The sequence below is a fragment of the Brachybacterium netajii (SeqCode) genome (assembly GCF_054114245.1).
This window is the reverse complement of the sequence record NZ_JBSYXB010000002.1, coordinates 631,563-653,813: the sequence shown is the minus strand read 5'-3', so window position 1 is coordinate 653,813 and position 22,251 is coordinate 631,563. Positions and strand designations below refer to the sequence as shown.

General features: G+C 72.4%; 17 protein-coding genes and 1 pseudogene. 9 read left to right on the top strand and 9 right to left on the bottom strand.

The features are described 5' to 3' along the window. Positions 1 to 52: 52 nt before the first annotated feature. A complete protein-coding gene (locus tag ACXET9_RS06700; protein ID WP_457885715.1) occupies positions 53 to 310 on the bottom strand; it encodes a hypothetical protein in 258 nt (85 codons plus the stop codon). Positions 311 to 461: 151 nt separating this feature from the next. Between ACXET9_RS06700 and ACXET9_RS06695 the strand changes: the two genes are divergently transcribed. From ACXET9_RS06695 to ACXET9_RS06670, 6 genes are all read left to right on the top strand, one after another. Next, a complete protein-coding gene (locus ACXET9_RS06695; RefSeq protein ID WP_457885714.1) occupies positions 462 to 1,352 on the top strand; it encodes a GNAT family N-acetyltransferase in 891 nt (296 codons plus the stop codon). A gap of 72 nt (positions 1,353 to 1,424) precedes the next feature. Then, a complete protein-coding gene (gene gatC / locus ACXET9_RS06690; RefSeq protein WP_457885713.1) occupies positions 1,425 to 1,721 on the top strand; it encodes an Asp-tRNA(Asn)/Glu-tRNA(Gln) amidotransferase subunit GatC in 297 nt (98 codons plus the stop codon). Between the two features lie 4 nt (positions 1,722 to 1,725). Further along, a complete protein-coding gene (gene gatA / locus ACXET9_RS06685; protein WP_457885712.1) occupies positions 1,726 to 3,246 on the top strand; it encodes an Asp-tRNA(Asn)/Glu-tRNA(Gln) amidotransferase subunit GatA in 1,521 nt (506 codons plus the stop codon). Beyond that, complete coding sequence (gene gatB / locus ACXET9_RS06680; protein WP_457885711.1) at positions 3,243 to 4,751, top strand: Asp-tRNA(Asn)/Glu-tRNA(Gln) amidotransferase subunit GatB; 1,509 nt, start codon at positions 3,243 to 3,245, stop codon at positions 4,749 to 4,751. The genes gatA and gatB overlap by 4 nt, the downstream gene beginning before the upstream one ends. Before the next feature lie 242 nt (positions 4,752 to 4,993). Beyond that, positions 4,994 to 5,815, top strand: coding sequence for a hypothetical protein (locus tag ACXET9_RS06675; protein ID WP_457885710.1), 822 nt, complete (start codon positions 4,994 to 4,996; stop codon positions 5,813 to 5,815). Further along, positions 5,812 to 6,351, top strand: coding sequence for a hypothetical protein (locus tag ACXET9_RS06670; RefSeq protein ID WP_457885709.1), 540 nt, complete (start codon positions 5,812 to 5,814; stop codon positions 6,349 to 6,351). The genes ACXET9_RS06675 and ACXET9_RS06670 overlap by 4 nt, the downstream gene beginning before the upstream one ends. Here the strand turns inward: ACXET9_RS06670 and ACXET9_RS06665 are convergent. Beyond that, a complete protein-coding gene (locus tag ACXET9_RS06665; RefSeq protein ID WP_457885708.1) occupies positions 6,345 to 7,229 on the bottom strand; it encodes a helix-turn-helix transcriptional regulator in 885 nt (294 codons plus the stop codon). The two genes, ACXET9_RS06670 and ACXET9_RS06665, sit on opposite strands and share 7 nt — an antisense overlap. 172 nt (positions 7,230 to 7,401) lie before the next feature. Between ACXET9_RS06665 and ilvD the strand changes: the two genes are divergently transcribed. Then, positions 7,402 to 9,234, top strand: a complete 1,833-nt coding sequence (gene ilvD / locus ACXET9_RS06660) for a dihydroxy-acid dehydratase (protein ID WP_457885707.1) — start codon at positions 7,402 to 7,404, stop codon at positions 9,232 to 9,234. Between the two features lie 157 nt (positions 9,235 to 9,391). Here ilvD and cobA read toward each other — a convergent pair whose 3' ends face one another. The 7 genes and pseudogenes from cobA to ACXET9_RS06625 all read right to left on the bottom strand — a co-directional run bounded on the left by cobA (position 9,392) and on the right by ACXET9_RS06625 (position 19,402). Next, positions 9,392 to 11,065 (bottom strand): uroporphyrinogen-III C-methyltransferase, encoded by a 1,674-nt coding sequence (cobA, locus tag ACXET9_RS06655; RefSeq protein ID WP_457885706.1) that lies wholly within the window; start codon positions 11,063 to 11,065, stop codon positions 9,392 to 9,394. Continuing rightward, the gene (locus ACXET9_RS06650; RefSeq protein WP_457885705.1) at positions 11,065 to 11,505 is read right to left on the bottom strand and encodes a nitrite reductase (NAD(P)H) small subunit; all 441 of its coding nucleotides are present in this window, start codon (positions 11,503 to 11,505) and stop codon (positions 11,065 to 11,067) included. Before ACXET9_RS06650 ends, cobA begins: the two co-directional genes overlap by 1 nt. Further along, positions 11,502 to 14,213 carry a nitrite reductase large subunit NirB gene (nirB, locus tag ACXET9_RS06645; RefSeq protein WP_457885704.1) on the bottom strand — a complete coding sequence of 904 codons (2,712 nt, stop codon included), beginning with the start codon at positions 14,211 to 14,213 and terminating at the stop codon, positions 11,502 to 11,504. The genes ACXET9_RS06650 and nirB overlap by 4 nt, the downstream gene beginning before the upstream one ends. A gap of 263 nt (positions 14,214 to 14,476) precedes the next feature. Next, a complete protein-coding gene (locus ACXET9_RS06640) occupies positions 14,477 to 15,802 on the bottom strand; it encodes a sulfate adenylyltransferase subunit 1 (protein ID WP_457885703.1) in 1,326 nt (441 codons plus the stop codon). Beyond that, complete coding sequence (gene cysD, locus ACXET9_RS06635; RefSeq protein WP_457885702.1) at positions 15,802 to 16,740, bottom strand: sulfate adenylyltransferase subunit CysD; 939 nt, start codon at positions 16,738 to 16,740, stop codon at positions 15,802 to 15,804. The genes ACXET9_RS06640 and cysD overlap by 1 nt, the downstream gene beginning before the upstream one ends. Before the next feature lie 131 nt (positions 16,741 to 16,871). Further along, a pseudogene (locus ACXET9_RS06630) lies at positions 16,872 to 17,654 on the bottom strand (phosphoadenylyl-sulfate reductase); the annotation flags it as partial. Further along, complete coding sequence (locus ACXET9_RS06625; RefSeq protein ID WP_457885701.1) at positions 17,651 to 19,402, bottom strand: nitrite/sulfite reductase; 1,752 nt, start codon at positions 19,400 to 19,402, stop codon at positions 17,651 to 17,653. The pseudogene ACXET9_RS06630 and the gene ACXET9_RS06625, both read right to left, overlap by 4 nt. A gap of 535 nt (positions 19,403 to 19,937) precedes the next feature. On the opposite strand from ACXET9_RS06625, the gene ACXET9_RS06620 reads away from it, so the two are divergent. After that, on the top strand, positions 19,938 to 21,695 hold the full coding sequence (locus tag ACXET9_RS06620; RefSeq protein WP_457885700.1) for an acetolactate synthase large subunit: 1,758 nt from the start codon (positions 19,938 to 19,940) through the stop codon (positions 21,693 to 21,695). A gap of 2 nt (positions 21,696 to 21,697) precedes the next feature. After that, positions 21,698 to 22,234 (top strand): acetolactate synthase small subunit, encoded by a 537-nt coding sequence (gene ilvN / locus ACXET9_RS06615; RefSeq protein WP_457885699.1) that lies wholly within the window; start codon positions 21,698 to 21,700, stop codon positions 22,232 to 22,234. Positions 22,235 to 22,251 lie beyond the last annotated feature (17 nt).

Below are 22,251 nucleotides of genomic sequence, written 5' to 3'. Positions count from 1 at the left end.
CGCGAGGCTCCCGGACCGCGGGGCCGACGGGTCGTCGGCTCCGCGGGACGGCTCAGATGTCGAAGCCGGGGCCGGCCTCGCGCTCCTTGGCGGCGCGATCCGCCTCGGCGGCCTCGTCCTCGGCGGCCTGCCGGCGCATGCGCGCGACGGTGGACTCGTCGTCGTGCATCGGATCGTCCTTCGTGGCGAGGGCGCGGCGCATCCGTCGCTCCAGGAGCTGGGCCTCCCGGATCGCCGGGTTCTCGGACAGCGGCTCGTCATCGTCATGCGGGTCGTGGGAGCCGTAGTCGATGCTGGGGTCGACGGTCATCACAGGCACCTTCCGGTCGGTCTGCAGTGCACTCCGGGTACGGGATTGTAGTCCGGCGGACGGCCGGGCGCGCCAGCGCACCGGTCCGTCGGCGCCCTCGTGCCCTCGCGCGCCGGCGCGCTGGGGACTGGCCGGTCGCTACGATCCGAGCATGAGCCGCAGCCCCCGCACCGCCCGTTCGCCGCGCCGCGGCGGCCCCGCCCGCTCCGCCGCCTCGCCCCTGCGCGGGACGCGCCTGGTGGAGACCCTGCTGGCCGGATGGCGGCCGCTCGCCCGCATGGACGTCGACGGCTTCGCGGTGCTGCGCTCCCGCGGCGTCACACGTCGCGCGAACTCCGTCGTGCCGATCGACGTCCCCGCCGATCCGGCCGCGCTCGCCGCCGCCGTCGACCGCGTCGAGCAGCTCCTCGCGCTCACCGGCGACGCCCCGATCTTCCGGATCTTCTCCCCGGAGATCGTCGGCGGGGCCGACGGGCACGCCGACGGGGCGGGCGACGGCGCCTGGTCGCCGCTCGAGTCCCTCCTCGCCGATCGCGGCTATGCGGCCGAGGGGCTCAGCGCCGTCCTCGAGCTGCCTCTGGATCCGCAGCGCACCCCCGCCCCCGATGCCCGCGCCCGCCTCGAGGTCGGGACCCCGGGCGAGGCCTGGGAGGAGGCCGCCTGGCGCCTCGCCCCGCGCCCGGAGGCCGACGCCCGCGCCACCCTGCACGACATCATGGCGGGAACCCCCGCGGTCCACGTCGCCCTCGAGGACGAGGAGCGGCGCCTCGCCGACGGCCGCGCCCTCGCCGTCGGCCGCGCCGCGATCGTTCCCGTCGGCCGCACCTCCGCGGCCGTCCTCGACCGCATCGCCGTCGATCCCGAGCATCGGCGCGAGGGCCTCGGCACCGCGGTCTGCCGCAGCCTGCTCGCCGGCGCGGCCGTGCAGGGCGCCGAGCGCGCGCTGCTCGAGGTCGAGGACGGCAACGCGGCGGCCCTCGGTCTCTACCGGCGCCTCGGCATGCACCGGATCGGGGAGTACCGCTACCGGGTCCGCCCCTGAGGCCTCGATCACAGGATGGTCGCGGGACGGCGCCGGGACGGGCCGCCCGGGCCGTCGGCCTAGAATGACCGCATGCCTACCATCGGACGAGACGACGTCGTGCGCCTCGCCGACCTCGCACGGATCCAGCTCAGCGATGAGGAGGTCGACCGCCTGGCAGGCGAGTTCGACGCCATCATGGACGCTGTCGCCTCCGTGTCGGAGGTCGCGAGCGCGGACGTCCCCGCGACCAGCCACCCGATCCCCATGACGAACGTCTTCCGCGAGGACGTCGTCACCACCACCCTGACGCAGGAGCAGGCGCTCGCCGCCGCTCCCGACGCGCAGGAGGGCCGCTTCGCGGTCCCGCAGATCCTGGGGGAGGAGTGACCGCATGAGCGAGCCCACCCAGAACGACGCCATCCGTCTCAGCGCCGCCGCCCAGGCCGCTGCGCTCGCCGCCGGGGAGGTCTCCTCCGAGGAGCTGACCCGCGCGCACCTCGATCGCATCGCCGCCGTCGACGGCGACCTGCACGCCTTCCTGCACGTCTCCGCCGACGAGGCGCTCGCGTCCGCGCGCGCCGTCGACGCGAAGCGCGCCGCCGGCGAGGAGCTGCACGCCCTCGCGGGCGTCCCCGTCGCCGTCAAGGACGTCATCGTCACCGAGGGCCAGCCCACCACCGCGGGATCGAAGATCCTCGAGGGCTGGATCCCGCCGTACGACGCGACGCTCGTGGAGAAGCTCCGCGCCGCCGGCCTGCCGATCCTCGGCAAGACCAACATGGACGAGTTCGCCATGGGCTCCTCGACGGAGACCAGCGCCTACGGCCCGACCCGCAACCCGTGGGACCGCGAGCGGATCCCCGGCGGCTCCGGCGGCGGCTCGGCCGCGGCCGTGGGCGCGTTCGAGGCCCCCCTGGCGATCGGCACCGACACCGGCGGCTCGATCCGCCAGCCCGCGTCGGTCACCGGCACCGTCGGCGTCAAGCCGACCTACGGCTCGGTGTCCCGCTACGGCCTGATCGCGATGGCGAGCTCCCTCGACCAGGCCGGTCCCTGCACCCGCACGGTCCAGGACGCGGCGCTGCTGCACGAGCTCATCGCCGGGCACGACGCCCGCGACTCGACCTCCCTGCCGGATCCGGTCGGCGCCTACGCCGCGGCCGCGGGCCGCAAGGACGTCAAGGGCCTGCGCATCGGCGTCATCGAGGAGCTCGAGGGCGAGGGCTTCGCGCCCGAGGTCCAGGCGCGCTTCACGGAGTCGCTGACCCTGCTCGAGCAGGCGGGCGCGGAGATCGTCCGCGTGTCCTGCCCGAACTTCCGGTACGCGCTGGGCGCCTACTACCTGATCATGCCGTCGGAGGCGTCGAGCAACCTCGCGAAGTTCGACGGCATGCGCTTCGGCCTCCGCGTGGTCCCCGAGGACCATCCGACCGCCGAGTCCGTCATGAAGGCCACCCGCGGCGCCGGCTTCGGCGCCGAGGTCAAGCGCCGCATCCTGCTGGGCACCTACGCCCTCTCGGCCGGCTACTACGACGCCTACTACGGCAGCGCGCAGAAGGTCCGCACGCTCGTCCAGCGGGACTTCGCGGCCGCCTTCGAGAAGGCCGACGTGCTCGCCTCGCCGACGAACCCCACCGTCGCCTTCCGCCTCGGCGAGAAGCTCGACGACCCGCTGGCGATGTACATGAACGACATCGCCACGATCCCGGCGAACCTCGCCGGCACGCCCGGCATCTCGCTGCCCTCGGGCCTCGCGGAGGACGGCATGCCCGCCGGCATCCAGTTCCTCGCGCCGGTCCGCGGCGACGAGCGGCTCTACCAGGTCGGCGGCGCCCTCGAGGCGCTGCTCGAGGACTCCTGGGGCGGCCCGCTGCTGGGCAAGGCTCCCGAACTCGCAGGAGGTGCACGATGACCGCAGTGACCCCGGTCGACTACGACGAGGCGATCGAGCGCTACGACCCGGTGCTGGGCATCGAGGTCCACGTGGAGCTCGGCACCGCCACCAAGATGTTCGACGGCGCCCCGAACGTGTTCGCCGCCGAGCCCAACACGGCGATCACCCCGGTGTCGCTGGGCCTGCCCGGCACCCTCCCGGTCGTCAACGGCAAGGCCGTCGAGTCCGCGATCAAGATCGGCCTCGCGCTGAACTGCGAGATCGCCGAGACCTGCCGCTTCTCGCGCAAGCAGTACTTCTATCCCGACCTCACCAAGAACTTCCAGACCTCGCAGTACGACGAGCCCATCGCCTTCGAGGGCTGGGTCGACGTCGAGCTGGAGGACGGCGAGATCGTCCGCGTCGAGATCGAGCGCGCGCACATGGAGGAGGACGCCGGCAAGAACACCCACGTCGGCGGCTCCACCGGCCGCATCCAGGGCGCGACTCACTCGCTGGTCGACTACAACCGCGCAGGCGTCCCGCTGGTCGAGATCGTCACCAAGCCGATCCCCGGCACCGGCAAGCGCGCCCCCGAGGTCGCCGCCGCGTATGTCCGCACCCTGCGCGACATCTTCCGGGCGCTCGACGTCTCGGAGGCCCGCATGGAGCGCGGCAACGTCCGCGCCGACGTGAACGTCTCGCTGCGCCCCTCCCCGGAGGCGCCGCTGGGCACCCGCACGGAGACCAAGAACGTGAACTCGTTCCGGTCGATCGAGCGCACCGTCCGCTCCGAGATCTCCCGCCAGGCGGGCGTCCTGGACGCGGGGGAGTCCGTCATCCAGGAGACCCGCCACTTCCACGAGGACACGGGCGACACCTCCTCGGGACGCGTGAAGTCCGACGCCGAGGACTACCGCTACTTCCCCGAGCCGGACCTGGTGCCGGTCGCGGCGAGCCGCGAATGGGTCGAGGAGATCCGCGCGAGCCTGCCCGAGCTGCCGGCGGCGCGCCGCCGTCGCCTGCTGGGCGAGTGGGGCTTCACCGATCTCGAGATGCGCGACGTCATCAACGCCGGCGCGCTCGATCTCATCGAGCGGACCGTGCAGGCGGGCACCTCCGCCCAGTCGGCCCGCAAGTGGTGGATGGGCGAGCTCGCCCGCACCGCCCGCGAGCAGGAGGTGGAGATCGACGCGCTGGCCGTCACGCCGGCGCAGGTCGCCGAGCTGCAGGGTCTGATCGACGGCAAGAAGATCAACGACAAGATCGCCCGCAAGGTCCTCGCGAAGGTCCTCGAGGGCGCGGGCGAGCCGGCCGCGATCGTCGAGGCCGAGGGCCTCGCGGTGGTGTCCGACGACTCGGTGCTGACGACGGCCGTCGAGCAGGCCATCGCCGACAACCCCGATGTGGTCGCCAAGATCCAGGGCGGCAAGGTGCAGGCGATCGGCGCGCTCATCGGCCCGATCATGAAGGCCACCCGCGGGCAGGCCGACGCCGGACGCGTCCGCGAGATCATCCTGGAGACGCTCGGCGTCGAGGGCTGATCCCGCTCCGCCCGGAGCATCGCGCCGGAGCATCGCGCCGGAGCATCGCACCGGAGCATCTCGAGGCCCGGCCACCGCATCATGCGGCGGCCGGGCCTCGTCGTCCCACCCCGGAGTTCCCGTTCCGTCCATGCCCGGTTAGCCTGCTCCTCACGCACGATGCATGTGCGATGACCTGGGGCGTCGTAGGGGCGGCGGTCACTGTACGATCCGAGTGTCCTCGATGTTCGACGGAGGTGCCGATGGGCCGATGGATCGCTCGACTGCTGTTCCTCGCGGCGTCGGCCGTGCTGCTGCTCTGGGCGTACGAGGGCCTGACGCGCACCGACCAGTCGACCTCGATGCTCCCCTTCCTCGAGAGCTTGGGCGGCGGCTACGGCGTCGTCGTCACCGTCGGCGTCCTCTGGGGATTCCTGCTGTTCACGCCCGGCGCCGACTTCATGCGCCGTCCGTCGTCGGCCTCGAGGCCCGGAGCGCACCGTCGCCTGACGGAGGTGGCCGTGGCGAGGGTCGTCGAGATGAGCCCGACGGGGCTGACGGTCAACGAGGTCGCCCAGTACCACCTCTACCTCGAGGTCCTGCCCGCACAGGATGAGCCGTTCCTGGCGCACCTGCGTATCCTGCTCGACGCGCAGCGGCTGCAGGAGATCCGTCCGGGGGCGTCGATCCCCGTGCGCTACGACCCCGCGGCGACGGACAACGTCAATCTCGCCGACCTGCAGGATCCTCAGGTGCAGGAGAAGCTGGTGGCCTGGCGCATCGAGCAGGGTCTGATCGAGCCCGAGCTCGTCGCCGCCCGCACCCGCGGCGTCCTCGCCCCGGCGAACGTCGTCGCGCTGCGGCCGACGGGCGCCCGCCGCCACGGACAGGTGCAGCTCGACGTCGACCTCCTGGTCGCGCCCGAGGACGGCACGACCCCCTGGAACGCCACCACCCGCGCCTACGTGCACCCGCAGGCGCTGTCCCGGGTCCAGACGGGCTCGCCCGTGTTCGCGATGTACGAGCCCCGTGCGCCGCGACTGGTGGCGCTGCTCCTCGAGAAGCCGGAGGTCCAGGCCCGATGACCATGCTCGGAGATTCGCTGGACACCCTGGTCTGGCTCGCCCATTTCCCGTCGACCCACGGCTTCGTGATGACCTTCATCGTGGGCTTCGCCCTGGCGGGACTCCTCGTCCGCGCCTCCGGCATGGGGCAGGGCGAGAAGCGGCTGCGGGCCCTGCACGCCGAGGCGGGGCAGGGGCCCACCGCCGCCGATGCCGTGCGCCGCCTCGGGCTGGGGGTGCAGACGCTGGTCTACCGGCTCCTCGCCCTGGTGATGATCGCGGGCGGCGCGCTCGGCCTGTATGCCACGGTCCGCAGCCCGATCACCGGCGGCTACATCCTCGAGCACGGGGTCGAGACGATCGGTGTCTACGACGGCGACTTCGTGCGCTTCACTGCCGAGGACGGCACCGAGTACGTGCTGCCCTACGACTTCTTCACCGCGCCGATCTCTCCTGCCGACGCCTACCTCATCTCCGACGAGCCGGTCGTCGTGCGCTACCTCGAAAACCATCCGCAGGCGTACATGGTCGACGCCGACGCCGGCGGCGCCTACTGACCCTGGGCGGCGGATCCAGTCGAGCCGACGGCGCTCGTCGGGCCGGAGCCGTCCGCTAGCCGCCGCACGCCCTCGCGGGTCTGCTCGTCGAGGGCGAGGTAGGTGATCAGGTTCAGGTCGGGCACGTCCTGGGGGACCAGGTTGACCTGCTCGAAGGCGAGGCAGCCGACGACGGGGTGCGTGAACTCGCGCCGCCTCGAGGCGAAGCGCCGGACCTCGCCGGCGTCCCAGACGGCGGCGAACTCGGGGCTGACCGCGCGCAGATGCTGGAGCAGGCGCACATGCTGGGTGCCGCTCACGCGGGAGCCCGCCTCCGAGCGGTACTCCGCGAGGAACTGGCGGCTGGTGACCTCCCAATGCGGGAGCATGGCGCGCACCCGCGGGTCGGTGAAGACGAACAGCAGCAGGTTCCGCTCCGTGGGGTCGGCGTCGGCGACGCCGGGGAACAGCCCCTCGTAGGAGCGGTTCCAGGCGGCGATGTCCCAGTGCGCGGCGAGGGCGAAGGAGGGGGAGGGGTCCAGGGCGTCGAGCAGGTGCTGCACGTGCGCCGGGACCGGCTCGGGCTCGGCGAGGACGGGGCGCGGGGCCGGGGCGAATCCCGCGAGGCCCAGCACGTAGTCGTGCTCCGCCTCCGTCAGCCGCAGGTTCAGGGCGACGGCGTCGATGACCTGGCGCGAGGGGTTGATGGAACGGCCCTGCTCGAGCCAGGTGTACCAGGTGACGGAGACGCCGGAGAGGAAGGCGAGCTCCTCGCGGCGCAGACCGGTGGTGCGGCCGCGGCCGACGGGCGGGAGGTCGTGGTCGGCGCGCAGGGCGGCGTTGCGGCGGGTGCGCAGGAAGGCGCCGAGCTCCTTGCGGCGGGCCTCGTCCATCGACATGCGGGGGCTCTCCTCGGGAACGGGGGACCGGCAGGACCGGCAAGGCCAGCGGGGCCGGCAGGACCGGCGCGCGAGGGGCCGGCATCCTGCCGCGGTCTCGAAAACTATCACTCTCACCACTAGTAGTGAGACCGTCTTGGTGCCTTTGCTGACGCCGTGGCCTAATAGGAGCATGCCTCAGCTCCGCTCCCGCACCTCGACCCACGGCCGCAACATGGCCGGCGCCCGCGCCCTCTGGCGCGCCACCGGCATGGAGTCCTCGGACTTCGGCAAGCCGATCATCGCGATCGCGAACTCGTTCACGCAGTTCGTCCCCGGCCACGTCCACCTCAAGAACATGGGGGACCTGGTCGCGAGCGCGATCAAGGAGGCCGGCGGCGTCGCCAAGGAGTTCAACACCATCGCCGTGGACGACGGCATCGCCATGGGCCACAGCGGCATGCTGTACTCGCTGCCCAGCCGCGACGTCATCGCCGACAGCGTCGAGTACATGGTCAACGCGCACTGCGCCGACGCGATCGTGTGCATCTCGAACTGCGACAAGATCACCCCGGGCATGCTCATGGCCGCCATGCGCCTGAACATCCCCGTCATCTTCGTCTCGGGCGGTCCGATGGAGTCCGGCAACCCGGTCGAGGGCGTCACCGAGAACCGTCTCGACCTCGTCGACGCGATCTCGCTGTCGGCCGACGACACCGTCACCGACGCCCAGCTCGCCGAGATCGAGGAGAACGCCTGCCCGACCTGCGGGTCCTGCTCGGGCATGTTCACCGCGAACTCGATGAACTGCCTCACCGAGGCGCTGGGCCTGTCGCTCCCGGGCAACGGCACCACGCTCGCCACGCACGCCTTCCGCAAGGAGCTGTTCCTGCGGGCCGGCCACACGATCGTCGACCTCTGCCGCCGCTACTACGAGCAGGACGACGAGTCCGTGCTGCCCCGCAACATCGCCACCAAGGCGGCGTTCACCAATGCGATGAGCCTGGACGTGGCCATGGGCGGATCGACGAACACGGTCCTGCACATCCTCGCCTCCGCGATCGAGGGCGAGATCGACTTCGGGCTCGAGGACATCGACCGGCTCTCCCGTTCGGTGCCGTGCCTGTCGAAGGTGGCGCCCAACGGCACCGCCCATGTCGAGGACGTCCATCGCGCCGGCGGCATCCCCGCGATCCTCGGCGAGCTCGACCGGGCCGGGCTGCTGGACCACACCGTCCACTCCGTGCACTCCCCGGACCTCACCAGCTGGCTCGCCGACTGGGACATCCGCGGCGGCCGTCCCACGAAGGAGGCCGACGCCCTCTTCCACGCGGCCCCCGGCGGCGTGCGCACCACCCAGGCGTTCTCCTCCACGAACATGTGGAAGGAGCTCGACACCGATGGCGAGTCCGGCGTGATCCGCGCGGTCCCGCACGCCTACACCAAGGACGGCGGCCTCTGCGTCCTCAAGGGCAACCTCGCCACCGACGGCGCGATCATCAAGACCGCGGGCATCACCGAGGACCTCTTCCGCTTCGAGGGCACCGCGGTGGTCTGCGACTCCCAGGAGGAGGCGGTCCAGAAGATCCTCGACAAGACCGTGCAGGCCGGCCACATCGTCGTCATCCGCTACGAGGGCCCGCAGGGCGGCCCCGGCATGCAGGAGATGCTCTACCCGACGTCCTTCCTCAAGGGCCGCGGCCTGGGCAAGACCTGCGCGCTGATCACCGACGGCCGCTTCTCCGGCGGCACGAGCGGCGTGTCCATCGGCCACATCTCCCCGGAGGCGGCCGAGGGCGGCCTCATCGGCCTCATCGAGGACGGCGACCGGATCGTCATGGACGTCGACAAGCGCCTGCTGGAGCTGCAGGTCCCCGATGAGGAGATCGAGCGCCGTCGGGAGAAGAAGGGCCCGCTGCCGTGGCGCCCCGAGAACCGCGACCGCCAGGTCTCCCAGGCGCTCAAGGTCTACGCGCACCTCGTGCGCTCGGCGACCTACGGCGCGACCCGCCGCCCGCTGGACTGAGCTGGCGGTCCGTCGGTCCCGCGGGATCCCGTGAGGCCGACGGACGCACGACGAGGGCGGCACCCGCGATGCGGGTGCCGCCCTCGTCGTGCGTCGGCAGTGCGATGCGTGCCGGGCACGGCACGGCGCGGACGCCGCCCGGCCCGGCTCGGGCGGATCAGGCGCCGACGGCGGCCCGGAACCGGTCGACGACGATCTCCGCGACCAGCGGGTGATCCCCGAGCGGCGCGGCCACCGCGTCGGCGCCGACGCCCTCGAGCACCGACTGGAAGTAGCCCGGCACCAGCAGATAGCTGGCGACGACCACCCGCCCGCCCGCGGGCAGGCCGGTGCGGGCGGCGGCGACCGCCTCGGGGACCGTCGGCGCGGCCGCGGCGATGAACGCCGTGGTCACCTCACGCCCGAGCTCACGGGCGAGCAGCGCGGCCATCCGCGAGGCCATCTGCTGGCCCGCGCTCTCGCGGGTGCCGGCGACGGCCATCACCACGGCGTCGTCGGGGCCGAGGCCGGCCTCGGCGAGACGCTCCGCCATCACCGTCGCGAGCCGCGGATCCGGACCCAGCGGTGCCGCGGCGAGCGCGCTGAAGCCGTCGACCGCGGCGGCGACGTCATGGCCCACGTGGTAGCCGGTCGACAGCAGGAGCGGCACGACGACCGCCTCCACCTCGTCGTCGCGGCGGGTGCGGGTGGCATCCCCGAGAGGACGCGCGACCTCGCGGACGACCTCCTCGAGCTCGGGGGACTGCACGTCGACGTAGGCCTCGCGGACCTCCGCCTGCGGCAGCAGGGCATGCACCTGCATGAGCAGGGAGCGGATCACGTCGCGGCCCGCGCGGCTGCGGGTGCCGTGCGCGCAGCCCACCAGCACCGGGCCGGCGGCACGACGGACCTCGGCGGTGCGCTGCACCTCGACAGCCTCCGCGCGGCTCGCGCGCGCCCGGGCCGCGGACTCGCCGGCGGCAGTGACCTCCGTCGTCGGCACCAGGGCCGTCGGACCCGCGGGCGCGGGCTCCCGCAGCGCCTCGCGGCCCGAGCCGTGCAGCTCCTCCGCCGGCTCCGGGGGGACGAGGAAGCCGTCGGCGGCGGTCCGGCCCACCACGATCACGGCGGGGAAGCCGATCCGCTGCTCCTGCACGATCCGCTCGATGGTCCCGAGGGTCCCGTGCACCTGGCGCTGCCCCTCCATCGTCGCGTTCTGGACGACGGCGACCGGCACCTCGGGGGAGATGCCGTTGAGCAGGGCCTGCGAGACCAGGCGGGGGAGCCAGCCGACGCCCATCATCAGCACCGTCGTCGTGCCCGGATCCGCGATCGCCGCGAGATCCGCGGGCCCGAGGTCGCCGTGCGCGTTGACGATGTGGACGGCGACGGCGGTGCCGCGATGGGTGACGGGGATGCCGCCGGCCGCGGGGCCGGCGATCGCCGAGGTCACCCCGGGGACGACCTGGACCGGGACGCCCGCGGCCGCGCACGCGAGGACCTCCTCGCCGCCGCGGCCCAGCAGGAAGGGATCCCCGCCCTTGAGCCGCACCACCCGCCGCCCGGCGCGGGCCTGCGCGACGAGCACCTCCTCGATCTCGTGCTGACGCATCGAGGGGCGCCCGGGGGTCTTGCCCACGCGGATGATCTCGACGTCCTCGCCGAGCAGATCGACGATCCCGGCCGGACCCAGGCGGTCCACGACCACGACGTCGGCCTGCTGCAGGAGCGCGAGCCCCCGCACCGTGAGCAGGTCGAGCGCCCCCGGGCCGCCGCCGACGAGGGCGACGGCCCCGGGCTCCAGCACGACCTCCGACAGGTCCTCCGCGCGCGGCGCGCCGCCAGGGGCCATCAGGCGCCGACCTCGGGGCTCGCCGCGACGGCGACCGCGGGACGGGGCGTCGGGGAGACCAGCACGCGGCCCTCCCGGATCGCGACGTCGAAGACCGCGAGATCGTGCTTCTCGCCGCCCGCGGCATCGAGCACCTCGCCCGTGTCGAGGCTCCACACCTGCTTGTACATCGGCGAGGTGAGCGTCGGCACGGCGCCCTCCGTCGACGCGTCGGCGTCGGCATCGGCGCCCGCGGAGGCGTTCGCGCCGTGGCTGCCGACGATCCCGCGGGAGAGCACGTTCGCCGCCGAGTACGGGTCGTGCTGCTGCACGGCCCGGACGCTGCCGTCGGCGAGGCGGAACAGCGCCACCTGGCGTTCTCCCAGGATCGCCCCGGCGCCCCGTTCGGGCATCAGGTCCTCGAGCGCGCACACGTCGATCATGCGGTCCTCCTCGTTCATCGCCGGTCCTTCCCTGCGGTTCCCGCCGCTCCTGCGGATGCTGCGGGTGATGCTGCATTCTCGCCCATCGGGCCCGCCGCCTGCGCGGCCAGCTCACGGACGCGCGCGGGATCGACGTCCGTCAGCGCATCCTCGGCGACCGCCGGCCGCACCTGCCCGCGCGACGGCGCGAAGGACAGCTCGGGGTCGCCCTGATCGGGGGCGTTGATGAAGGTGACGAAGCGGCTCAGGCGCGAGGGATCCGCGAGCGTCTCCGCCCATTCGTCGACATAGGTCTCGACATGGAGGGCCATCGCCGCCTCGAGCTCGTCGCCGATGCCGAGGACGTCGTCGACGATCACGCGCCGCAGCTCCTCGATGCCGCCCGGACGCTCCTCGACCCAGCGGGCGGTCCGCTGGAGCCGGTCCGCCTCCTGCACGTAGAGCATCAGGAAGCGGTCGATGCAGCGCACCAGCGTCTCGTCGTCCAGATCCTCGACGAGCAGTTGCGCATGCGCCGGCTGCGCGCCGCCGTTGCCGCCGACGTACAGGTTCCAGCCGCGATGGGTCGCGATCACGCCGACGTCCTTCGCGCGTGCCTCCGCGCACTCGCGGGCGCAGCCCGACACGCCGATCTTCAGCTTGTGCGGCGAGCGCAGGCCCCGGTAGCGCCGCTCGAGGCCGACGGCCATCGTCGTCGAGTCCTGGACGCCGAAGCGGCACCAGGTCGAGCCGACGCACGACTTCACCATGCGCAGCGACTTGCCGTACGCATGCCCGGACTCGAAGCCCGCCGCGATCAGCCGGCGCCAGATCTCCGGGAGCTGGTCCAGACGCGCCCCGAACATGCCGATGCGCTGGGCGCCGTTGAGCTTCAGGTACAGGCCGAAGTCCTTCGCGACCTCGGCGACGACCGCGAGCTGCTCGGGGGTGACCTCGCCGCCGGGCATCCGCGGGATCACCGAGTAGGTGCCGTTCTTCTGGATGTTCGCCATGACGTGGTCGTTGGTGTCCTGCAGCGAGCCCAGCTGCTCGCCCACCGGGCTGTGCAGCTCGCCCGAGGTCGAGCCCAGGGTCGAGAGGATCGAGGCGACCGTCGGCCGGCACACCGCGCAGCCGCGGCCGGAGCCGTAGGCGGCGACGATCTCCGTGAAGGTCTTCTGGCCGCCGTCCTTGACCAGCCGGTACAGCTCGGCGCGGGACATCGGGAAGTGCTCGCACAGCGCCTTCGAGACCGCGATGCCGCTCTTCTCGAGCTCCTTGTTCAGCAGCTTCGTCAGCGTCGGCACGCACGAGCCGCAGACGGTGCCCGCGGTCGTGCACTCCTTGACCTCGCCGACCGTGCGGCACCCGTGCTCCGTGACGGCGCCGCGGATGGTGCCCGCGTCGACGTTGTTGCACGAGCACACGACCGCGTCGTCGGGCAGCTCGGTGTCCGCCATCGCTCCCGCGCCCTCGGGCGCGATCACGGCCGACGGGTCCGCCCCGAGCGTCCGCCCGGTGAGCGGGCGCAGCTGCGAGTACAGCGCGATGTCGCCGACGAAGACGCCGCCCAGCAGGGTCTTCGCGTCATCGCTCATGACGAGCTTGCGGTACTTGCGGTTGACGGGGTCGACGAAGGACACCTCGAGGGCATCCGGGCTCATCGCATTGACATCGCCGAAGGCCGCGGCCTCCACGCCGACGCCCTTCAGCTTCGTGCCGTCCTCCGCCCGACGATGCGTGCGCTCGCCGCCCAGCAGGCGGTCCACCACGACATCGGCCATGTCATTGCCGGGGGCGATCAGGCCCGCGCACACGCCCTCGTAGGACGCGCACTCGCCGACCGCCCAGATGTCGGGGTCGGAGGTCTGGCAGGCCTCGGAGACGACCACGCCGCCGCGCTCGCCGATCGCGAGGCCGGCCTCGCGGGCGAGACGATCGCGCGGACGGATGCCGGTGGAGAACACGACGACGTCGGCGCCGAGCTCGCTGCCGTCGGTGAGCTCCGCGGTCCCGATCGCACCGTCGCCGGCCGGACGGAAGGCGGTCGCGCCGACGCCCGTGCGCACCTCCACGCCCATGTCCTGGATCAGCAGGCGCAGCATCTCGCCGCCGCCCTGGTCGAGCTGGACGGCCATCAGGCGATCCGCGAACTCGACGACGGTGACCTGCACGCCGAGCTTCTGCAGCGACGCCGCGGCCTCGAGGCCGAGCACGCCGCCGCCGACGACGACGCCGCGCAGCGGACGGTCGAGGGCGCCGGCGCGCAGCCGGGTCCATTCGGCGAGGCGCTCGACGTCCTCGACGGTGCGGTACGAGAAGGTGCCGGGGAGGTCCTTGCCCTCGGCGCGCGGCGCCCAGGCCCAGGAGCCGGTGGCCAGCACCAGGCGGTCGTAGCCGAGCACGGTGCCGGAGCGGGTGGTGACGGTGCGGCCGGCGCGGTCCACGCTCTCGGCCTTGTCCCCGGTGATCAGCGTGATCCGCGGATCCTCCCAGACGCTCGCGTCGAGCTCGAGCATCTCGTCGCTGCGGGTGGCGAACCAGTTGGAGAGGTGCACGCGATCGTAGGGCCGCTGGGGCTCCTCGCCGACGACGACGAGGCTCCAGTCGCCCTCGGGATCCTGCGCGCGCAGGCGGGCGGCGACCCGGTGCCCGGTCATGCCGCCGCCGATCACGACGATGCGGGCGCCGCGGGGGAGGGCCGCGCCGCTCGGGGAGGTGAGGGGAGAGTGTCCTGCAGTGGTCATGGTGGGGGACTCGCATCCTTGTCCGGGGGACGACGACAGCACCACCGTAGGTCGCCGATGCGGCGCTCCGCAGGACTTTCGGCACGGGGTGCGGCTTCGCGATCGGTATGCGGGGACGGCGCGAGCCGCGAGGCTCGGGGGCCCGGCCGCGAGGCGCCGGCCCCCGGGGCGGGACGGCGAGAGGCCGGGACCTCCCCGGAGGGAGATCCCGGCCTCATGCGCCGTGCGCGCCGGTCCGGCGCGCGGTGCGCGGCGGGCGTCGGTCAGGCGCGCAGCTCGGCGCCGACCATGCCGGCGGCGAGGGTGCCGCCGCCCTGCGGGTCGATGACCACGAAGGAGCCGCCCTCGCGGGAGGCCCCGTAGGGCTCCAGCGGGAGCGCCTCGGCGAAGGCCAGATCGACCTGCACCAGATCGTTGAGCTCGGCGCCCTCGACGGGCACCCGCTCCAGGGACGTCACGTCGAGCTTCTCGTGGATCGCGGTGACCCGGGCCTGCACGGTGCGGGCGCCGTGCTTGACGAGGACGCGAGCGCCCTCGCGCAGCGGCTGCTCGGCGAGCCAGCAGAGCACCGCGGCGGCGTGCTGGGTCGGCACCGGGAGGTCCCCGCCGGCGAGGAGGTCGCCGCGGGAGACGTCGAGCTCGTCGGCCAGCCGGAGGGTGACCGACAGGCCGGCGTCGGCCCGATCGACCGGCACGTCGGCCCGATCGATCCCGACGACGCGGGTGCGGCGCCCCGAGGCGGCGACGCCGACCTCGTCCCCGACGGCGATGGCGCCGGAGGTGATCAGGCCCGCGTAGCCGCGGTAGTCCACGTGCGCGGCGTCGAGGGCGCCCTGCTGCGGGCGGATGACCAGCTGCACGGGGAGGCGGAACGGGCCCTCGCGCAGGTCCTGGCCGGGCTCGAGGGTCTCGAGCAGCTGCAGCAGCGTCGGCCCCTCGTACCAGGGGGTCTCGTCCGAGGGCGTCACGACGTTGTCGCCGCGCAGCGCGGAGACGGGGACGACCTGGAGGTTCCGCAGCGAGAGCGCCTCGGCGATCCCGGAGAGCTGGGAGAGGACGTCCTCGTAGACGGCGTGGGGGTCCTCGACCAGGTCGATCTTGTTCAGCGCGACGACGACATGGGGCACGCGCAGCAGAGCCGCGATCGCCAGGTGGCGCCGGGTCTGCTCGACGACGCCGTGGCGGGCGTCGACCAGCATGATCACGACGTCGGCCGTCGAGGAGCCGGTGACCATGTTGCGCGTGTACTGCACGTGGCCGGGGGTGTCCGCGAGCACGTAGGAGCGCTCGGCGGTCGCGAAGTAGCGGTACGCCACGTCGATCGTGATGCCCTGCTCGCGCTCGGCCCGGAGGCCGTCGGTCAGGAGGGCGAGATCGGCGAGCTCGCCCTTCCAGCCGCGCTGGCGGCTGGCGGCCTCGACCGAGGCGAGCTGGTCGGCGAGCACGGACTTCGTGTCGTGCAGCAGCCGCCCGATCAGGGTGGACTTGCCGTCGTCGACGCTGCCGGCCGTGGCCAGGCGCAGCAGGGTGGGGGCGGTGCGGCCCTCGAGGTCCCCGACGGTGTCGAGGAGGATGTCGGCGGTGCTCATCAGAAGTAGCCCTCCTTCTTGCGGTCCTCCATGGCGGCCTCGGAGATGCGGTCGTCGGCGCGGGTCGCGCCGCGCTCGGTGATGGTGCTCGCGGCGACCTCGGCGAGGACCGCCTCGACGTCATAGGCCACCGACTCGACGGCGCCGGTGCAGGACATGTCGCCCACGGTCCGGTACCGCACGACGCGGCGCTCGGCGGTCTCGCCGTCGCGCAGGCCGCCCCAGTCGCCGGTGGACAGCCACATGCCGTCGCGCTGCACGACCTCGCGCTCATGCGCGTAGTAGAGGGACGGCAGCTCGATCCGCTCGCGCGCGATATAGCGCCACACGTCCAGCTCGGTCCAGTTCGACAGCGGGAAGACGCGCACGTGCTCGCCGGGGCGGTGGCGCGTGTTGTAGGTGTGCCACAGCTCGGGGCGCTGGTTCTTGGGATCCCAGTGGCCGAAGGAGTTGCGCAGGGAGAAGATGCGCTCCTTGGCGCGCGCCTTGTCCTCGTCGCGGCGTCCGCCGCCGAAGACCGCGTTGTACCGCCCGTCCTCGATGGCGTCGAGGAGCGGGATCGTCTGCAGCGGGTTGCGAGTGCCGTCGGTGCGCTCCTGCAGGCGGCCGTCGTCGATGTAGTCCTGCACGGAGGCGACGACGAGCTCGACGCCCTTCTCCGCGACCGCGCGATCGCGGAACTCGAGGACCTCGGGGAAGTTGTGGCCGGTGTCCACGTGGAGCACGGGGAACGGCACCGGCGCCGGCCACATGGCCTTGGCCGCCAGGTGCAGCATCACCACCGAGTCCTTGCCGCCGGAGAAGAGCATCACCGGGCGCTCGAGCTCGGCCACCACCTCGCGGATGATGTGGATGGCCTCGCTCTCCAGGACGTCCAGGAGCGAGGAGCCGGCGTCACCGGTCCGGGTCTCCTGCGGGGGGTGGGCGATGGCGGTCATCGGTCCTCCTTGTCGGTTCGGACGGAGATCAGGTTCAGGACGGCGGGACGGGGCGCCGCCGGGGCGGCGTCCGTGCCCTCCGTGCCGGAGGCGGACGCGGCCGGTGCGGCCTCGGTGCCCCCGGAGGCGGGGTGGAGGCCGCACTCGGTCTTGGCCGAGCCGGCCCAGCGGCCCGAGCGCGGGTCGGCGCCGGGCGCGACGGGCAGCGTGCAGGGCGCGCAGCCGATCGACGGGTAGCCCTGGTGGATCAGCGGGTTCTCCGGCAGGCCGTGCTCCCGCGAGTAGTCCATGAGGCGCTCGAAGGACCAGGAGACCAGCGGATTGATCTTCACCAGGCCGAAGTTCTCGTCGAAGGTCACCACGGGCGTCGCCGCGCGCGTCGGGCCCTCGTCGCGGCGCACGCCGGTCACCCAGGCGTCATAGCCGCCGAGCACCTTCTTCAGCGGCGCGACCTTGCGCATCCCGCAGCAGGAGGCGGGATCGCGGTCGTGCAGCTTCGCGCCGAACTCGGCATCCTGCTCGGCGACGGTCCTCTCCGGGAGGACGTCGACGATCGTCACGTCGAGCTCCTTCTCGACCCGGTGGCGGGTCGCGAGGGTCTCGGGGAAGTGGTAGCCGGTGTCCAGGAAGAGGACGTCGACGCCGGGCCGCTTCTCGGCGACGACGGCGGGCAGCACGGCGTCGGCCATGGAGCAGGCGACCGTGAGGCCCGAGCCGAAGGTCTCGGCGGCCCAGGCGGAGGCGGCGGAGGCCAGCTCCTCGGGCCCGAGCTCCGTCTCGAGGCGGGCGAAGAGGGCGGCGCCCTCCTCGGCCAGCGCGCGCAGGCGCGCGGTCCGCTGCTCGGGAGTCTCCTCCGTCGCGTCGGCCGTCGTGCCGGCCCCGCCGCGAGTGGTCGGGTGATGCGCAGTGGTCATCGCAGCTCCTCGTCGTCGGCTCGGTGCGCCCAGGCGGCGAAGCTCTCCCCGTCCTCGCGTCGGTCGACGAACGTGCGGACGATCCGCTCGACGTAGTCGGCGAGGTCCGAGGCCGCGACCTTGTGCTGACGGAGGGTGCGTCCCAGCTGAGGCTCCTCCTGAGTATGTCCCGTCAGCGATCCTCCCAGGTGCACCTGGAAGCCGGGGACCTGTTCGCCGTCCTCGGTCGTGATGATCTGCCCCTTGAGGCCGATGTCGGCGGTCTGGATGCGGGCGCAGGAGTTGGGGCAGCCGTTGACGTGCAGGCTGATCGGCTCCTCGAGCTGCTCCTGGACGTCGGCGAGGCGGCGCTCGAGCTCGTCGACGGTGCGGACGGCCGTGTTCTTCGTGTCCACGATCGCCAGCTTGCAGAACTCGATGCCGGTGCAGGCCATGGTCGAGCGGCGGAAGGGGCCGGGCTTCGTGTTCAGGCCCAGGTCCTCGATGCGCTCGACGGCCTCGTCCAGGCGATCGGCCGGGACGCCCAGCACCACGAGCTTCTGGAAGGCGGTCAGGCGCACGGCGTCGGCGCCGAGGTCCTCGACGATGTCGGCGAGCCGTGTGAGCAGGTCGCCGCCGACGCGGCCGACGGTGGGGGCGGCGCCGATGTAGTAGCGGCCGTCCTTCTGCAGGTGCACGCCCACGTGGTCGCCGGGGCCGACGGCCTTCTTCGGCGCGGGACCGTCGGCGAGGGCGTAGCCGAGGTACTCGGTCTCGAGGACCTCGCGGAACTTCTCCGTGCCCCAATCGGCCAGGAGGAACTTCAGGCGGGCCTTGTTGCGCAGGCGGCGGAACCCGTAGTCGCGGAAGATCCGGATGACGCCGTGCCAGACGTCGGCGGCCTGCTCCTCGGTGACGAAGGCGCCCAGGCGCTCCGCGAGGCGCGGCGTCGTGGAGAGCGCGCCGCCGACCCACAGGTCGTAGCCCGGGCCGAGCTCGGGATGCTCGACGCCGACGAGCGAGATGTCGTTGATCTCGTGCACGACGTCGAGGCTCGGGTGGCCGGTGACGGCGGTCTTGAACTTGCGGGGGAGGTTCGCGAGCTCGCGATCGCCGAGATAGAGATCCTTGATCTCCTGGATCACGGGCGTCGGATCGATGATCTCGTCGGCCGCGATGCCGGCGACGGGGCTGCCGAGGAATCCGCGCGGGGTGTCGCCGCAGGCGGTCGTCGTCTCGAGGCCGACGGTCTCCAGGCGCCGCCAGATCTCCGGCATGCTCTCGATGTCGATCCAGTGGTACTGGATGTTCTGCCGATCGGAGATGTCCGCGGTGCCGCGGGCGAACTCGGTGGAGATGCCGCCGAGGACGCGCAGGGCCTCGGGGGACAGGGCCGCGCCGTCGGTGCGGACGCGGAGCATGAAGTAGCGGTCCTCGAGCTCGGTGGGGTCGAGCTGCGCGGTGCGCCCGCCGTCGATCCCGGGCTTGCGCTGCGTGTAGAGGCCCCACCAGCGGAAGCGACCGTGGAGGTCGTCGTCGGTGATGGAGTCGAAGCCCTCGAGCGCGTAGGTCTCCTCGATCCGCTGGCGGACGTCGATGCCGTTGCCGGCGGCCTTGACCTCCTCGTTGCCGTTCAGCGGCGCGGTGCCGTCGACCTTCCACTGGCCCTGCGGCTTGCCCGACCGCGAGGGGCGGACGCGAGCGGGGGCAGGGGCTTCCTGGGTGAGGGTGGCGGCGGACGAGGTCGTCGCGGAGTCGGTGCGATCCATAGGCGTCATAGTGGCCCGTTATGGCGGCGAGTACAAACGCTTGGGGGGATTGTGACGCCGTGAGTCGACATTCCGGGGGTTCTGCGGCAGATCCTGCATGAACGTCCAGGTGGGCGATGTGGCCCAGGTCGCTGAGGGTGCCCTCACCTGCTCGTGGTCGAGCTCGCGCGCCATGTCGAGGCGTCGGCCCCGCCCATCGGACGCGGCCGGTCCTGCCCGTCGGACGGGGGCGCCCCCGCCCGTCGGATGCCGATCCTGACCGCTCCCGGCGGCCTCTCCGTCGGTCGTCTCGGGATCCGGACCGACCCCACGGGGGTCCCCGGAGGGCCTATGGTGTGGGACATGCAGACGAACCTTCTCGTAATCGACGTGCGCGGCTGACGCCCGCTCGTTGTTCGAGAACGTCTCCGCGCCCCTCCAGAGCCCCAGGCCGAGGGGCTTTTTCGTGTCCGCACCGCGGCACGGACCTGCCGGGGAGGGGAACAGGGCGACGGTCCGCCCCTCTCCACAGGTCCGAGACGACGAAGGAGTTCCGATGACCGGACAGCAGATGACCGGTGCGCAGTCGCTGGTCGAGTCCCTCGAGCATGCTGGGGCCGAGGTCGTCTTCGGCCTCCCCGGCGGCGCGATCCTCCCGACCTACGATCCGCTGCTCGACGCGAAGCGGCTGCGGCACATCCTCGTGCGCCACGAGCAGGGCGCGGGCCATGCGGCCAGCGGCTACGCGCACGCGACCGGCAAGGTCGGCGTGTGCATGGCGACCTCCGGCCCCGGCGCCACCAACCTCATCACGCCGATCGCCGACGCGCAGATGGACTCCATCCCCATGGTCGCGATCACCGGCCAGGTCGGGTCGAGCTTCATCGGCACCGACGCCTTCCAGGAGGCGGACATCGTCGGGATGACGATGCCGGTGACCAAGCACAACTTCCTGGTGAAAGACGCCGCGGACATCCCGCGCACCATCAAGCAGGCCTTCCACATCGCCTCGACCGGCCGCCCCGGCGTGGTCCTCGTCGACGTCACCAAGGACGCCCAGCAGGCGACCGCGGAGTTCAGTTGGCCCGAGGGCCTGGACCTGCCCGGCTACCGCCCCGACGCGCGCCCGCACCACAAGCAGATCCGCGAGGCCGCCTCGCTCATCCTCGAGGCCCGTCGGCCCGTCTTCCTGCTCGGCGGCGGCGTCATCCGCGGCGCGGCCTCGGCCGAGGTCAGGGAGCTCGTCGACGTCTCCGGCGCGCCCTTCGTGACGACCCTGATGGCGCGCGGCGCCCTGCCCGACTCGCATCCCGCGCACCTCGGCATGCCCGGCATGCACGGCGCCGTGGCCGCGGTCTCCGCCCTCCAGCGGGCCGACCTGATCATCGCCATCGGCGCCCGCTTCGACGACCGCGTGACCGGCCGCCTGGACTCCTTCGCCCCGAACGCGAAGATCATCCACGCCGACATCGATCCCGCGGAGATCTCCAAGAACCTCGAGGCCGACGTCCCGATCGTCGGGCAGGCGAAGGATGTGGCCAGCGCGCTCGCCGCGGAGCTGCGCCGCCGCCTGGCCGAGAGCGACCCGCGCGACTACGAGGCCTGGTGGACGACGCTCTCCATGCTGCGCGACACCTACCCGCTGGGCTGGACCGAGACCGCCGACGGCCTCACCGCCCCGCAGAAGGTCATCTCGCGCATCGGCGCGATCTCGGGACCCGAGTCGATCTACGTCGCCGGCGTGGGCCAGCACCAGATGTGGTCCAGCCAGTTCGTGAAGTATGAGCGCCCCAACACCTGGATCAACTCCGGGGGCCTGGGCACGATGGGCTACTCGGTGCCCGCCGCGATGGGCGCCAAGGTGGGTCAGCCGGACCGCACGGTCTGGGCGATCGACGGCGACGGCTGCTTCCAGATGACCAACCAGGAGCTCGCGACCTGCGTCATCAATCAGATCCCGATCAAGGTCGCGGTCATCAACAACAGCTCGCTCGGCATGGTGCGCCAGTGGCAGAACCTGTTCTACGACAAGCGCTACTCCAACACCGACCTGAACACCGGGCACGGCACCCGTCGCGTCCCCGACTTCGTCAAGCTCGCCGACGCCTACGGCGCGGCCGGTCTGCGCTGCGAGCGCGACGAGGACATCGACGCGACGATCGAGAAGGCGATGGAGATCGACGACCGCCCCGTGGTCGTGGACTTCACCGTCAGCGCCGACGCCATGGTGTGGCCGATGGTGCCGTCGGGCGTCTCCAACGACGAGATCCAGATCGCCCAGGGCATGAGCCCCGAGTGGGAGAGGGACATCTGATCATGACCGCCATCGACACCTCGGCCTCGCCGAACACCCAGACGCTGTCCGTGCTGGTGGAGAACAAGCCCGGCGTGCTCACGCGCGTCTCGGCGCTCTTCGCCCGCCGCGGCTACAACATCTCCTCGCTCGCGGTCGGACCGACCGAGCATCCGGAGATCTCCCGGATCACGGTCGTCGTCGACGTCGACCAGCATCCGCTCGAGCAGATCACGAAGCAGCTCAACAAGCTGGTCAACGTGCTCAAGATCGTCCAGCTGGACCCGCACCAGACGGTCCAGCGCGAGCTCATCCTGCTCAAGGTCTCGGCCGACAACTCCACCCGCACCTCGGTGCTGGAGATCGTCCAGATGTTCCGCGCCAAGGTGGTCGACGCCGCCTCCGACGCGGTCACCATCGAGGCCACCGGCACCGACGACAAGCTCGCCGCCCTGCTGGGGATGCTCGAGCCCTTCGGGATCCGTGAGATCGTCAAGTCCGGTGCGGTCGCCATCGGCCGCGGCGGGCGCGCGATCACGGATCGCAGCCTGCTCTCCTGACCCCGGAGCAGCCATCG